General features: G+C 64.3%; 10 protein-coding genes. 7 read left to right on the top strand and 3 right to left on the bottom strand.

Annotated elements, in window-relative coordinates; genetic code table 11:
- Window positions 1–280 precede the first annotated feature (280 nt).
- The 3 genes from AXF13_RS11585 to AXF13_RS11575 all read right to left on the bottom strand — a co-directional run bounded on the left by AXF13_RS11585 (window position 281) and on the right by AXF13_RS11575 (window position 3,195).
- On the bottom strand, window positions 281–1,291 hold the full coding sequence (locus AXF13_RS11585; RefSeq protein ID WP_062253431.1) for an NAD(P)H-dependent glycerol-3-phosphate dehydrogenase: 1,011 nt from the start codon (window positions 1,289–1,291) through the stop codon (window positions 281–283).
- Between the two features lie 5 nt (window positions 1,292–1,296).
- Window positions 1,297–2,769 (bottom strand): M14 family metallopeptidase, encoded by a 1,473-nt coding sequence (locus tag AXF13_RS11580; protein ID WP_062253429.1) that lies wholly within the window; start codon window positions 2,767–2,769, stop codon window positions 1,297–1,299.
- A 228-nt stretch (window positions 2,770–2,997) separates the two neighbouring features.
- Entirely contained in the window at window positions 2,998–3,195 is a 198-nt protein-coding gene (locus AXF13_RS11575; RefSeq protein WP_009302810.1) for a heavy-metal-associated domain-containing protein, read from the bottom strand.
- Window positions 3,196–3,281: 86 nt separating this feature from the next.
- Here AXF13_RS11575 and AXF13_RS11570 point away from each other — a divergent pair, with 86 nt between their 5' ends.
- The 7 genes from AXF13_RS11570 to eno all read left to right on the top strand — a co-directional run bounded on the left by AXF13_RS11570 (window position 3,282) and on the right by eno (window position 13,736).
- On the top strand, window positions 3,282–5,654 hold the full coding sequence (locus AXF13_RS11570) for a heavy metal translocating P-type ATPase (RefSeq protein WP_062253428.1): 2,373 nt from the start codon (window positions 3,282–3,284) through the stop codon (window positions 5,652–5,654).
- A 138-nt stretch (window positions 5,655–5,792) separates the two neighbouring features.
- Window positions 5,793–7,526 carry a calcium-binding protein gene (locus AXF13_RS11565; RefSeq protein WP_223299912.1) on the top strand — a complete coding sequence of 578 codons (1,734 nt, stop codon included), beginning with the start codon at window positions 5,793–5,795 and terminating at the stop codon, window positions 7,524–7,526.
- A gap of 334 nt (window positions 7,527–7,860) precedes the next feature.
- Window positions 7,861–8,370: a tripartite tricarboxylate transporter TctB family protein gene (locus tag AXF13_RS11560; RefSeq protein WP_062253426.1), complete on the top strand. Its 510-nt coding sequence runs from the start codon at window positions 7,861–7,863 to the stop codon at window positions 8,368–8,370.
- Window positions 8,371–8,408: 38 nt separating this feature from the next.
- On the top strand, window positions 8,409–9,914 hold the full coding sequence (locus tag AXF13_RS11555; RefSeq protein WP_062253424.1) for a tripartite tricarboxylate transporter permease: 1,506 nt from the start codon (window positions 8,409–8,411) through the stop codon (window positions 9,912–9,914).
- Between the two features lie 95 nt (window positions 9,915–10,009).
- Window positions 10,010–10,975, top strand: a complete 966-nt coding sequence (locus tag AXF13_RS11550) for a Bug family tripartite tricarboxylate transporter substrate binding protein (RefSeq protein WP_008682226.1) — start codon at window positions 10,010–10,012, stop codon at window positions 10,973–10,975.
- A 63-nt stretch (window positions 10,976–11,038) separates the two neighbouring features.
- A complete protein-coding gene (locus tag AXF13_RS11545) occupies window positions 11,039–12,421 on the top strand; it encodes a glycerate kinase type-2 family protein (protein ID WP_223299911.1) in 1,383 nt (460 codons plus the stop codon).
- A gap of 28 nt (window positions 12,422–12,449) precedes the next feature.
- Window positions 12,450–13,736, top strand: a complete 1,287-nt coding sequence (gene eno / locus AXF13_RS11540) for a phosphopyruvate hydratase (RefSeq protein WP_062253420.1) — start codon at window positions 12,450–12,452, stop codon at window positions 13,734–13,736.
- Window positions 13,737–13,965: the final 229 nt, after the last annotated feature.

Below are 13,965 nucleotides of genomic sequence, written 5' to 3'. Positions count from 1 at the left end.
GCGAAAAAGCGTGGTTTTTCGCGGACTCCCGGCGGCTGCGCCGCCGCAAAACCCTCCGGGTTTTGCGTGTCTAATTTTTCCAATTAGACACTAGTGATGCCGTCCGGGCCAATACGCGCCGCGACGAGTGTGCGGGTTTTTCTGCACGAAATCAGCCGTCCCCGAAGGCAGGAGGGCTGATTTGCTCGTGAAAAAAATCCCTAGCTGAGTAGTCAGTCAATACACTACATTAGCTTCAGGCGCAAGCAGGAAAATCTTTTTTTCACAGCCCGGAATGGCCTCATTCCTCGCGCAGGTCGCGGTTCATCAGGATTCTGAGCGCTTCCCGCGGGGCCTGTCCCTCGTAGATGACGCAATGCATGGCGGCGGTGATGGGCGCGTCAATACCCAGGCGCAGAGCCAGGGCATGTACGGCGGCCGTGGTTTTGACGCCTTCGGCCACCATGCCCAGGCTGCGGGTGATGGCCTCCAAATTTTCGCCGCGCCCCAGGCGCAGGCCCACCTGCCGGTTGCGCGAAAGGTCGCCGGTGCAGGTCAGGGTGAGATCGCCCAGGCCGGAAAGCCCCATGAAGGTGGACCGGCGCGCGCCGCACGCCGCGCCCAGGCGGCTCATCTCGGCCAGACCCCTGGTGATCAGGGCGGCCCGGCTGTTGTGCCCCAGGCCCAGGCCGTCGCAGACTCCGGCGGCGATGGCCATGACGTTCTTGAGCGCGCCGCCCATCTCCACGCCGATGACGTCCGTGCTGGAATAACAGCGGAAGGACGGGCCGGAAAACAGTTCCCGCAGGGTCCGGCCCAGGGCTTCGTCGCGCGCGGCCAGCACCACGGCCGTGGGCAGGCCCCGCAGCACCTCCGCCGCGAAGGACGGCCCGGACAGCACGCTGTAGCGGGGCTCAAGACCGGCCAGGGCTTCGGCGACCACCGCGCCGCAGGTTGCGAGGCTGCCGGTTTCCAGGCCTTTGGCCGCGTTGACCAGCACCGGGCCGGGCCGGAAAAATGTCCTGTGCGTGCCCAGCCAGCCCCGCAACTGCTGGCTGGGCACGGCCAGCACCAGCAGATCTCGATTGAGGACGGCCGGGTCCGTGCTTGCCGCCAGGCGGGCGTCCAGGGCAAAGCCCGGCAGGTAGCGCGGGTTTTCGTGGCGCTCATTGACGGCCAGGGCCACCTCCGCGTCCCGCAGCCAGAGGGTGGCGGGCAGGCCGCGCGCGGCCAGCAGGTGGGCCAGGGCCGTGCCCCAGCTGCCGCCGCCGGCCACGGTGACGGGCGTTGTTAGGGAAAGCGTGTCGGACATGTGGTTCAGAATCCCAGTTTCGATTCCGGGCCGGGCCTGTCGGGCAGAATGGCGCGGCCCTTGGCCAGCCTGGCGTTTTTGGCGTTGAAGCGCAGCAGGAACAGCCCGGCGAAGCTCTGGTTTTTGTAGACTTCCACCCGGAAGAGCGTGCCCCCCCGGTCCACGGAAAAGCGCGGCGCAAAGTCCTTGCGGCGCAGGGGCAGGCCGCTTTCGTCGCGGCGGCCGCTGTCAAAGCCGATGGCGTTGACCCGAAAGCCCTCCTGCGGATGCACGCGCACCGTTTCGGCCACGTCCAGCACCCGGCCGAAGGGCACCACTTCCTCGCGCCCGTCCACAGTGACGCGCACGGCTTCAAGGCTGTGGTCCATTTCGCGCCAGTCGGGCTTGATCAGGGTGATGGTGCGGTTGCCGTAGTGAATGCAGAGTTCCCTGTCGCGGTCCCGGCAGGGCAGGACCGCCATGATGGGCTTGGAAGTCACGGCCCTGGCCGGGCTGCCCTTGGGCAGGGGCAGATAGTTGATGGCCGGGCGCACGTCCTCCAGGGGCAGGAAGACGCGGTTTTCCGCGAAGGACACTCCCAGATTGGCCCGCAGGGCCTCGCCCACGCCTTGAGGCGTCAGGCTGAAGTCGCGTTTGAAGCGCACGCCCGCCCGGCGCAGAAAGCCTTCCACCATGCTCAGGTGGTAATAGGCCCGCAGCTCCACCGGAAATTCCTTGCTGGCTTCCAGGCCGAAAGCCGCCTTGCCCTGGCGCACGGCATAGTAGGAAAGGCTTTTTTCCATTTCCTTGTCCCCGGCGGCGGTGTTCGTATTGTGGACATGCAGGACGTGCAGGGGCTTGATCAGGCGCTGGTTGACCTCGGCGGTCACTCGGGCCGCCTCCTGGGCCAGCGCGCCCATGAACACGCCCGAGGGCAGGCCGTCCTGGTCGATGATCACCGACTGGCCCCAGCGGGCCGGATTGCAGAGGTAATTCTGATAGTTCGCGCGGTAGTAGCCGCTGCCGTCGTGCAGATTGAGCACCAGGGCCACGCGCGGATGGCGGATCAGCTCCTGGATGCGGCGCACTGTGGGGAATTCCGGATCGCTTTCGTCCAGGCGGGCGAATTTGCGGTTCATGTCCCCGTGCAGGCCGCGCGAGCGCTTGATGATGCTGGGGAAATTGAGGTTGGGCACCACCCAGACGGCCCCTTCCTGGATGTCATAGCGGGTCGCCAGCAAGGTGGCGGCGGAGAAACCGCCCGGCTCGTCGCCCTGGATGCCGCCCACCACCAGCACGACGCATGCCGCGTCGCCCAGGCGGATGGTGGTGAAATCCAGGGGAAAGGCCTCTTCACCACGTGCCGCGACGGGCAGACAGAGCCAAAGAATGGCGCAGAGCAGCGGCAGACAGACCGCCAGGCAGGGCAAAAGGCCGGGCCGGTGGTAAAAAACCGGCCCCGTTACGGGGCCGGACACAGCGCATGCGTTTGTATTCACTGCCTGTTCCTGTGTTTGAAGATACAGGCGACTGTTACGCCATTTGGCGGCAAACGGCAAGAAGGGCGGCGCGGCTGAAGCGAGGCTTGCCGGTCGAATGCGGTTCGGGCCGCCTTTCCGGCCTGAGCGGGAAAGGCGGCCCGATTGCGGGAAAGAGAGAAACGCCGTGCCCGGCGGGCAGGCCCATGCCCGCGTCATAGGCCCAAAGCCTCAATCGGGCGCGTCTATCTATTCCGGATCGAAACCGATGTCGCGGATGGCGGTTTTCAGGGCTTCCAGGTCCACGGGGCCGGATTCCTCGAAGCGCAGTTCCTTGGCGGCCAGATCCACTTCGGGCTTGCTCACGCCGGGTATCTTGGCGGCGGCTTCCTCTACGGAGGCCTTGCAATGGCCGCAATGCATGCCGTTGACTTTCAGAGTTTTCATCTTATCCTCCAAAATAATTTTGGTTTTCATTTTCAACGGATTCAGGCTACGCTGAACCCGCTGGAAAAACAAGCGGAGGCGCGGCAATGGGTACGGAAAAAGAAACCAAAGACAGTAATGAAGCCTGCCAGTTGGGCTTTGATATCGGCGGCATGCATTGCGCCGCCTGCTCCTCGCGCATCGAGCGCGTGGTGGGCCAGTTGGACGGGGTGGACAAGGTCAGTGTGAACCTGGCCACGGCCAAGGCCAAGGTCTGGGCCAAGCCCGGCGACGAGGACGAGGTGCGCCGGGAGGTCATGGAGCGCGTCGCCAAGCTGGGCTTTTCGGCCACGCCGAGCAAGGACGAGGACGCCTCGGCCCAGTATGAAGCGGCCAAGGCCAAGGCCCTGGAGGACCGGCGGCAACGCCTGGGCCGTCTCTGGCCCATGCTCGGCTTTACCGTGCCCCTGCTGATCGTGTCCATGGGACACATGATGGGTCTCTCCCTGCCGTCCTGGCTGGAGCCGCACAGTTCGCCGCGCGCCTTTATGCTGGTGCAGTTGCTGCTGACCCTGCCGGTGGTCTGGCTGGGGCGGCATTTTTACATTGAGGGCACGGCGGCCCTGCTGCACAAGTCCCCGACCATGGACAGCCTGGTGGCCGTGGGCACGGGCGCGGCCTTTCTGTACAGCCTGGTCAACACCGTGCTGGGCCTTCTGGGGCATGATCCGGTCATGCGGGCCATGAACCTCTACTATGAGTCCTGCGCCGTGCTGCTGACCATGATCGAGTTCGGGCAGTTCCTGGAAGCCACGGCCCGGCGCAAGGCCGGGGACGCCATGGGCGCGCTGATGAGCCTCACGCCGGAAACGGCCCTGCGCCTGGACCCCGAGGACGAGGCCGTGCCGCCCGAGGATGTGCCTGTCTCCGCGTTGAAGGCGGGCGACCGCCTGCTGATCCGGCCCGGCAGCCGCGTGCCCGTGGACGGCGTGGTGCTGACCGGCAAGAGCGCGGTGGATCTTTCCCTGCTGACCGGCGAGTCCATTCCCGTGCCCGTGGGGCCGGAGGACAAGCTGGTGGCGGGCAGCGTCAACGGCGAAGGCTCCCTGACCATGCGCGCGGAAGCCGTGGGCCAGGACACGCGCCTGGCGCGGATCATCCGCCTGGTGCGTGAGGCCCAGGGCAGCAAGGCCCCCATCGCCCGCCTGGCAGATCGGGTGAGCTTTTATTTCGTGCCCGCGGTCATGGCTTTCGCCCTGTTGGCGGCGCTGGCCTGGCTGGTCTTCAGTTCCGAGCCCGTCACCACGCCCTTGTCCGTATTCGTGGCCGTGCTGGTCATGGCCTGCCCCTGCGCCATGGGCCTGGCCACGCCCATGTCCATTATGGTGGGCACGGGCCGCGGCGCGCAATTGGGCGTGCTGATCAAAAACGGCGCGGCCCTGGAACAGGCCGGGCGGATCACCACCCTGGCCGTGGACAAGACCGGCACTCTGACCACGGGCAAGCCCGTGCTCACCGGCATTTCAGTGCTGGCCGCCGACGGCTCGGCCACGGACGGCGTTGTGGACGGACTGGCCGAAAAGGATTTGCTGACCCTGGCGGCCGCCCTGGAGGCCCGCTCCGAACATCCCCTGGCCCTGGCCCTGATCAATGCGGGGCGTGATCGCGGCTGCCCGCCCTGCCCGGTGGATGATGTGGACGTTTCGCCGGGTCTGGGCATTGCCGGCACGGTGGGCCTGAACAATCAGAAATATGTAGTAGCCGTGGGCAACCGGGCTTTTATGAAGGAGCGCGGCCTGGAAGTGCCCGAGACGGCGGGCGCGCAACTGGCGGCTCTGGCCGAGGCCGGGCAGACCCCCTTGCTGCTTTCCGTGGGCACGGGCACGGATGCGCGCCTGGCCGGCATTCTGGCCCTGGCCGACGCCCTGCGGCCGGAATCTCCGGCCGTGGTGGCCCGTCTGCATGAAATGGGCGTGCGGGTGGTCATGCTCACCGGCGACAACGAGCGCACGGCCCGCGCCGTGGCCCGTGAGGCCGGTGTGGATGAAGTGGCCGCCGGGCTGCTGCCCGCCGAAAAGGCCGACTATGTGCGCCGTCTCCAGTCCGAGGGACAGGTGGTGGGCATGGTGGGCGACGGCATCAACGACGCTCCGGCTCTGGCCCTGGCCGATGTGGGCATGGCCGTGGGCACGGGCGTGGACGTCAGCGCCGAAGCCGGGGATATCGTGCTGATGCGCGGCGGCATGGAGGCCGTGTTGACGGCCCTATCGCTTTCGCGCGCCACCATGCGCAATATCCGTGAAAATCTGGGCTGGGCCTTCGGCTACAATATTCTGGGCCTGCCCGTGGCCGCCGGTCTGCTGCATATTTTCGGCGGCCCCATGCTCTCTCCCATGCTGGCGGGCACGGCCATGGCCCTGTCCTCGGTGTCCGTGGTGACCAACGCCCTGCGGCTGCGCTTCTTCAAGATTGCGCCGTAGAACCTGCGGATATTGATGAACAGGCCGCGCATGTCGTGGCGTGAGGGCATTTCAAAAAAATTGAAATGCCCTCATATTTTATCCCAGGCGGCCGATAAAATAGCTATGAGCTTTATAAGCCGCCTTTTAAACGCCGATATGTTCGGCACGTTGTGGCGCCCTGATCCCGGCGGAATCAGGGTCGGCCGCGATGTCGGCGCGCTGACCTCCACCGGTTTTTCCCGCGGCGCCCCGGACAATGTGATTGTCAGCCGGGGCGACGATGTTGAACTGAAGTCCGCCGATCTCTTCAACAAGGTCAGGGACGCCGCGCGAAAAGGGGAAAATGTCACCCGGTTTCGTTCCATAAGCCCGCAAGACCTCGTTGAGGGCAAGGTTTCCTCCGGCAATACCGTGTACAAGAACGGGGATTATTGCGCGGCCTTTGCCGACGGGACCCTGACCATTTCAAAGCGAAACGCGGAGACGGGTAAGTTTGATCAGGTTCTCTCCACCAAGATACGGGAAGACACCAAAGTTGTCTGGAACGAAAACGGCGAACCGCAACTTTTGACCGGCAGATCGGCCAGGACCGAAGGGGTTCTCAAGGCTGAGGGGGAAAATGAACTTCTCTTCCGCGTGTCCGATTGCGATGTGCAGGCCGGGGCAGGGACTGTCGTGTATAATTTGTGCAGTTCCTCGGGCACATATTCCGGCGGCGATAATGTAACCTATCTGGGCGCGTATGAGGGCGGCACGTTCACCGAGACCACGGGCAAGGTGACGTTCGGCGGCTATTTCAACGGCGCATCCTTTTCCAAGCTGACTGGAATTTCAGAATTTTCCGGCGTGTTTGAAGCTGCCGCCGTTGATCTTGCAGACGGCAAGGGCAGCTTCAGCGGCTATTTTTCCGCTTCGGCCATTACCGGTTCCGCCGACCACGGCAATACGATGGACGGCATATTTCTGGACGCCTGTACCATACAGGGCGGCGATGGCAACGATACGTTCAACGGCCGTTTCATCAACAGCACCATTGACGGCGGCGAAGGGGACAATTCTTTCGGCGACATGGGCATGAATCTGATGCGCACCTTGACCGCCGAAGCCGACTTTATCAACTCCAGCGTCAGCTCCGGCGCGGGGCGGGACAACCTGCGCGGCGTGGTCTGGGGAGGCTCCTTTGACCTTGGCGACGGCGATGACAGCGTGGACGGCGTTTTTTCCCAGACCACCATCAGCGGCGGCAGCGGCAACGATAGGCTCAAGGCCGACTACGCCAATGCCGCCTCCTTTGATACGGGCCGGGGCGACGATGTTGTGGACCTGACCACTGCCGTCAACAATACGGTGACGACCGGCGAGGGCAGCAACCGGGTCAGCATGGGCAGAAATGACGTGAGCGGCCAGACCAAGACCTGGCAGACGGCTGAAGAACATGCTTTGCGGACAAGGCCCACGCAGACCGGCGAACTCGCGCGCAATACCGTCGTCGCCCATGAGGGTGAAAACGCCGTTACCATAAACAACGGCCTGAGCACGCGGCGGCTTGCGACCTCTGACGGTCAAAAGCAGGCCGGTCAGGGCGACGCCGTTGACGACGGCCCGGCGGAGGAAAACCCGCCGAAGGCGCAGCCGCAGGGCGACGGCACCGACAGGGCCATGGTCACCGCCATCAAGCGGTATCGCCTCTCGATGGTCACGGGATCGGAAACCGCCCGCGAACTGGCGGCCACAGTCATCTACGCTGACGGAAGCCGGGATAATATCAACGCCATGACCCGCCGGGAGAAAAAATATGAAGATCCGGCGGGCGGCATGGTCCGGATGGTCCGCCGCTACGGCAGCGACGGTTCCGTCTCTTGGGACCGTTGGATGCGTCTTGCCGGGTAAACACGTTTTTCCCTTATCGCAGCCCGGTGGCGGGCTGTTTTTCTCCTCCGGCTTTTGAGAAGCCCTGCATTATTTGCTCTATTTTTTTTCTTTGCAGCTTTCCTTCATCCATGTCCTGATGCTCCGGTTCAGGGCTCGTTACGCGAGCGATACTGCTGGCCGCGTCGCGTCCGGCCTCTGGCCCGGACGACAGGCAAACGCGAAAATTCCGGATTATGGCGTCAACGCTGGGTTTGCGGGATTTATGCAAAATTTTTTTCTAAAATTGTATACAATCTTACAAAATGACGCTACGGTTTCGGCACAGGCAACGGAGCAACAAAGGGGGCCACCCATGCATTGCCCACGGACCTTGCGCACTGATCTGATCATAACCGCCGCGCTTCTGCTTCTGTTGGTCATTTTGCGGGCCAACATCGACAAATGCGTACAGCAGGTGGTGCCCTCGCTCATCAATCCCGACTTTTTCCCCTCCGTCGTTCTCAACTGCCTGATCGCCATCAATCTATTGATTCTCGTTCTGGATCTGCGCCAATGGCGCAGGCCGTCCCTCGCCGTGCCCGCCGGCGAAGCGGACAGTGATGAAGCCGGGGACGAAACCGGGACCGGCGGCCCGGCATCGCTGCTCATCTATATCGGCATTCTCTTCGGCTATGTGCTCGGTCTGTACTGGCTGGGCTTTGTCTGCGCCACGCCGCCGGTCATGCTGGCCATCGCCCTGATGCTCGGCCTGCGGCGGGTGGCGCTCGCCTGCGTGGTTTATGTTTTGTTCGCGGTACTCATGAATTATCTGGCGCTCCACGTCATGCAGATCATTCTCCCCGTCGGGGTACTCTGGAATTAGGGAAGCGTTGCGGGTGAACCTTCAGGCAAGGGGGCAGCATGATTGAGCAGATTCTCGCCGGACTTCTTTCCGTCCTGACGCCCGAGTCCCTCGGGGCCATAGCCCTGGGCATTTTCACCGGCCTGATGTTCGGGGCCATTCCCGGCATTTCGGGCATCATGGCCATTTCCATCCTGCTGCCCATGACCTTTTACGTCAGCCCGCTGGTGGGCATCCCCATGCTGCTCGGCATTTACAAGGCCAGCATGTTCGGCGGCTCCATCACGGCCATTCTGCTGAATACGCCGGGCGCGCCGCCCGCCGTGTGCACGGCCATGGACGGCTATCCCCTGGCGCGGCAGGGCAAGGCGGGCAAGGCGCTGAACGCGGCCCTGACCGGTTCGGTGTTCGGGGATACCTTCAGCAACATCCTGCTGATCTGCGTGGCCGCGCCCCTTTCCTACCTGACCCTGAAGATCGGCCCCGTGGAGCAGTTCACCCTGATTCTGCTGGCCCTGACCGTGGTGGGCAGCATTTCCGGGCGCTCCCTGCTCAAGGGCATGAGCTGCGCGGGGTTCGGCCTGCTGCTGGCCACGGTGGGGGTGTCGGCCACCACCGGGGACATCCGTTTTACCTTCGGGCATGACGAACTGGTGTCGGGCATCGCGCTGATCCCCATGGTCATCGGGCTGCTCTGTCTGCCGGAGGTCATCCATCAGGCCCGCGCGGGCATCCGGCGGCAGGTTCTGGCTAAAATCGATTTGCGCGGCGAAAACGGACGCCTGACCTGGCCGGAATTCAGGCGCAATCTGCCGTTGTTGTTCCGCTCGTCCATCATCGGTTCCATTATCGGGGCTCTGCCCGGCCTGGGCGTGACCCCGGCGGCCTACATGGCCTATTCCGAGGCCCAGCGGACTTCCAAGACGCCGGAAAAGTTCGGCAAAGGCATGGTTGAAGGCGTGTTGGCCCCCGAGGCCGCCAACAACGCGGTGACCGGATCGGCCATGATCCCCATGCTGACGCTGGGCATCCCCGGCGACGACGTCACGGCCGTGCTCATGGGGGCATTTTTCATCCAGGGCCTGTCGCCCGGGCCGAATATCTTTTTCGAGCATACCGAGGTGGTTTACGGCATTTTCGGCTCGCTGATCATCTGCGACATCCTGCTCTATGTCATTGCCAAAGCCGGTTTCAACGTCTGGATCAGAATCATTCAGTTGCCCAGGCATGTGATTTTTTCGGGCGTGACGGTCTTCGCCGTGGTGGGCGCGTACTCCATCAACCAGAGCCTGTTCGACGTGGTCTGCCTGATCTGCTTCGGCGTTCTGGGCTACGGCATGCGCCGCTTCGGCTACAGCGCCGGGGCCATGATCATCGGTTTCATTCTCGGACCGCTGCTGGAACGCGCCTTTGACCAGAGCATGACCATTTCCGACGGCAGTTTTTTGATTTTCGTGGAGCGGCCCATCGCCCTGGGCCTGCTGATCCTCACGGCGCTGTCCGTAGCCAGCGTGATCCATGTGCGGCTGCGCAACGCCAGGTTCGCGAAAATGGCCCAGAGCTGAAGGCGGCATCAGCCCCCCGGCCCGGCCTGTTTCGATCCCGGAGCAGATTGACGGTAAAAATTAAACTGCTCCAACCCTCAACCCTGGAGACCGCTATGTTCAAGACTCTGCGAACGGCCCTGTGCGTTCTGGGCGCTCTTCTGCCAGCCGCTTTGCCGTCCGTGGCAACGGCCGGCAGTTATCCGGTCAAACCCATCCAGCTCATCGTGCCTTACGGGCCCGGCGGAGACAGCGACCTCACGGCCAGAGTCTGGGCCGAGTTCGCCAAACAGCGCCTGGGGCAGCCCGTGGTGGTGGTGAACAAGGCGGGCGGCGGCGGGCTGGCCGGAACCCTGGCCGCGGCCAAGGCCCGGCCGGACGGCTACACGCTCTATCTGGTCCAGGCCGGACCGGTGCTGATCCTGCCCCAGACCGCCAGCGCGGGCTATACCTTTGACAGCTTCGCCTACATCGCGCGGGTCATGATCGCCAATTGCGCGGTAGTGGTGCGTGCCGACGCGCCCTGGAAGGATCTCAACGAATTCGGCGCGGACGCCAAAACAAATCCCGGCAAATATATCTTTGCCACGCCCGGCGCCACGGCCTGGCTGACCTTTGCCATGCGCAACTGGCAGAGCATTTCCGGCGCGCAGCTCAAGCAGGTGGAATACCAGAGCGGCGCGGAAACCATCAACGCGGTGGTGGGCGGCCATGCGGACATGAATTTCATGTTTCCCCAGACCTATGCGCCCATGGTCCGAGCCGGAAAACTGAAGATTCTGGCCATCGGCGCCAAAAGCAAGGACTTTCCGGACGCGCCGACCTTCGCGGATCTGGGCATCAAGGGCAATTATTTCGGTTGGGCGGGCATAGCCGCTCCCAAGGGCACGCCCAAGGAAATCATCGACAAACTCACCGCCGTCACCGAGGACATGAGCAAGGACCCGGCCTTTGCCAAGGCCATTGAAAACATGGGGGCCATGCCCGATTTCACCGCCGGCGAGGCATGGATGCGGCAGTTGAAGGAACAGCAGGCGGAAATGACTCTGGTGCTCCGGAATCTGAACATGCTCAAGAAGTAAAACCGGTTCGGGAGGGTGGGACAAGCCCGCCCTCCCGAACCGGCCGATGACAAGGAAGAGGACATGCTGCCCATCAAGAATACTTCCATGCTTCAGAACACGGGCGATCCCCTGGTGCGGGGCCCGCTGCTGCGGATGGCTAATCACGCCCTGGCGGCGCTCAATTCGGAACGGCTGATTCCCTCGTTGGTCCGGCTTGAGGGCGACATCCTGCATGTGGGCGACACCGTCTGGAACCTGGCCGACTACCGGCGCGTGCTCGTGGTGGGCGCGGGCAAGGCGGGCAATCATATGGCCCGCGCCCTGGAAAGCATTCTGGGAGCCCGCATCAGCAGGGGCCTGGTCATTGTCAAACAGCTTGAGCCGGGGGACGAGCTTGCGCACATTGAGCTGGCGCTGGGCGGCCACCCCTATCCCAATGAAAGCGGTCGGCGGGCCACCCAGCGCATTCTTGACCTGCTGGGCGGCTGCGCCTCCGGAGATCTGGTGGTTTCGCTGATCAGCGGCGGCAGTTCGGCTCTGATGAACTGCCCGGCGGAAGGCATCAGCGTGGAGGAGGAAAGCCGCCTCACCGAGCTCCTGCTCACGGCCGGGGCTTCCATCCTGGAAATCAACACCGTGCGGCGGCATGTCTCGGCCGTGAACGGCGGCCGCCTGGCCCAGCGGGTTTCGGCTTCGGGCGCGCAGATGCTCAACCTGATCCTGTCCGACCGGGTGGGCGACACGGCTGTGGGCACGCCGCGCGTGCCCACGGCCTATACCGGCACCCAGATCGGCCTGGACCCCACCACCTTTCTGGACGCCTGGAACATTCTTGAGCGTTACAGGCTGCTCGCCGCCGCGCCGAATTCGGTGCTGGAGCATCTGCGGCGGGGGCCGCAACTGACCGAGACGCCCAAAAGCCCCTTGCCGGGGGTGAGCAATTTTGTGATCCAGGGCCTGCCCGACGCCTGCGCGGCGGCCGTGGACGCGGCCCGCGCGGAACACTTGCCGGTGCATGTGCTGACCTCCGGCCTGGAGGGGGATTCGCGTCAGGCGGGCATGTTTCTGGCGGCCGTCGCCCGTGAGGTCCGGGACCGGGGCGAGCCCTTTGCCCCGCCCTGCGTGCTGGTGGCCGCCGGTGAAACCACGGTGCGCCTGAACGGCCCGGCGGGCAGCGGCGGCCCCTCGCAGGAACTGGCCCTGTCCTTCGCCAGGGAGGTGGCCGGTCTTGCCGGGGTGGGCATCGCGGCCATCGAAACCGAGGGCACGGACGGCCCCACGACGCTGGCCGGAGCCGTCACCGACGGCACCACCCTGGAACGCTGCCGCGCCGCGCGCGTGGACATTCTTGCGGCCCTGGACGGGCACGACTGTTGCCCGGCTCTGACCGCCGTGGGCGACCAGCTGGAAACAGGCAACACGGGCACCAATCTCTGCGATCTGAACATCATCTACATTGCCTGACGATCCGGCCGGGCGGACGGGAAAGAGCATGAAAAGTTACTGCATCAGCGGCATGAAGGCGCGGGAAGTTCTCAACAACAAGGGCTGCCCGGTACTGGAAGTGGATGTGCTCAGCGAGGACGGCCGCCTGGGCCGGGCCTCGGCCTCCTTCGGCATTTCGGCGGGCGCGCATGAGGTTGCCGTCGTGCGGGACGGCGGGCCGCGCTACGGCGGCATGGGCGTGCTGGGGCCCATCCGGCTGGTGGAGGAGCGGATTCTTCCGGCGCTCCGGGGTCTGGACTGCCGGGACCAGCGCGCCGTGGACCGGGCCCTGCTGGAGCTGGACGGTACGCCGGACAAGTCCGCGCTGGGCGGCAACACCATCTGCAGCGTGTCTCTGGCCGTGGCCCGGCTGGGCGCGCTGCATCGGGAAGTGCCGCTGTATCAGTATCTCGGCGGCGCGCTGTGCGACACCCTGCCCCTGCCGCTTTTCAACATGATCAACGGCGGTCCTTATTCCGCGGCGCCCACGGATTTCCAGGAATTTCACGCGGCTCCGGCGGGCGCCAAAAGTTTCGCCGAGGCCATGCGCATGGGCGTGGAGGTCTTGCAGCGCCTGCCGGAAGTGATCAGGAAACGCCACGGCGCTGCGGCCTACCGGCCCGGCCATCTGGGCGGCATCGGCGCGCCGTCGGCGGACCCGCGCGAGGTGTTGGCCACGCTCTGGGCCGCCGTGGAAGAGGCGGGCTATGCGGACCGCTTCGTGCTCAGCCTGGACTGCGCCACCAGCCATCTTTTCGATCCGGAAAGCGGGCGCTACAACCTGAATTTCGGGCGGTTCGACACCACGGAGATGATCGACTATTTCACGGAGCTGGTGCGCGACTTCCCCATCTTCATGCTGGAGGACCCCCTGCATGAGGACGATTTCGAAGGCTTCGCCCGGCTGAACGCGGCCGTGCCCACCCTGATCTGCGGGGACGACCTCTTTGTGACCAGCGTGCGGCGGCTGGCCGGGGGCGCGGCCCTCAACGCGGCCGGGGCCATGATTTTCAAGCCCAATATGATCGGCAGCGTCAGCGAGGCCCTGGATGCCGCCAGATATGCCGTGGCCCACGGCATGGAGGTGATCCCCTCGCAGCGCGCGGCCACCTCGCCCGACGACCCCACGGCGGAACTGGGCCTGGCCGTGGGCGCGCGGTTGATGAAGGTCGGCGCGCCCCAGACCGGCGAACGCACCCAGCAGCAGAATAATCTGATCCGCATCGAGGAAAGCATGGGGGGCGCCGCGCGCTTGATCAGCGGGGAGGAGGTGCGGCGCTGGCTGGTTCGTTAGGGCCTGTTAACGCTATGCCTTTTTGCCCTCCTGCCGCGTCAGATTTCACCTGCTTTTTCGGTCGAGTACCAGAAGAGTACACTCCCTCAAAGCAGGTTTATCTTCCTTGCAGGCGAACAAAAATTCTATAGTGTTAACAGACCCTAGAACATTTCAACTTTGAAATGCTCTGATCAGCGCTTCCTTCGGCCAGGAGAGGGACGAGCCCCGGATAGCGCCGGGAAAACGG

This window comes from Desulfovibrio fairfieldensis (genome assembly GCF_001553605.1).
Taxonomy (GTDB): Bacteria; Desulfobacterota; Desulfovibrionia; order Desulfovibrionales; family Desulfovibrionaceae; genus Desulfovibrio; species Desulfovibrio fairfieldensis.
This window is presented reverse-complemented; position numbering and strand designations above follow the sequence as displayed.

What these genes read in the sequence shown, in the direction of transcription:
- eno (WP_062253420.1), top strand. Translation starts at nt 12,450, where the DNA reads ATGAAAAGTTACTGCATCAGCGGCATGAAGGCGCGGGAAGTTCTCAAC.
- AXF13_RS11570 (WP_062253428.1), top strand. Translation starts at nt 3,282, where the DNA reads ATGGGTACGGAAAAAGAAACCAAAGACAGTAATGAAGCCTGCCAGTTG.
- AXF13_RS11550 (WP_008682226.1), top strand. Translation starts at nt 10,010, where the DNA reads ATGTTCAAGACTCTGCGAACGGCCCTGTGCGTTCTGGGCGCTCTTCTG.
- AXF13_RS11555 (WP_062253424.1), top strand. Translation starts at nt 8,409, where the DNA reads ATGATTGAGCAGATTCTCGCCGGACTTCTTTCCGTCCTGACGCCCGAG.
- AXF13_RS11565 (WP_223299912.1), top strand. Translation starts at nt 5,793, where the DNA reads ATGTTCGGCACGTTGTGGCGCCCTGATCCCGGCGGAATCAGGGTCGGC.
- AXF13_RS11545 (WP_223299911.1), top strand. Translation starts at nt 11,039, where the DNA reads ATGCTGCCCATCAAGAATACTTCCATGCTTCAGAACACGGGCGATCCC.
- AXF13_RS11560 (WP_062253426.1), top strand. Translation starts at nt 7,861, where the DNA reads ATGCATTGCCCACGGACCTTGCGCACTGATCTGATCATAACCGCCGCG.
- AXF13_RS11585 (WP_062253431.1), bottom strand. Translation starts at nt 1,291, where the DNA reads ATGTCCGACACGCTTTCCCTAACAACGCCCGTCACCGTGGCCGGCGGC.
- AXF13_RS11575 (WP_009302810.1), bottom strand. Translation starts at nt 3,195, where the DNA reads ATGAAAACTCTGAAAGTCAACGGCATGCATTGCGGCCATTGCAAGGCC.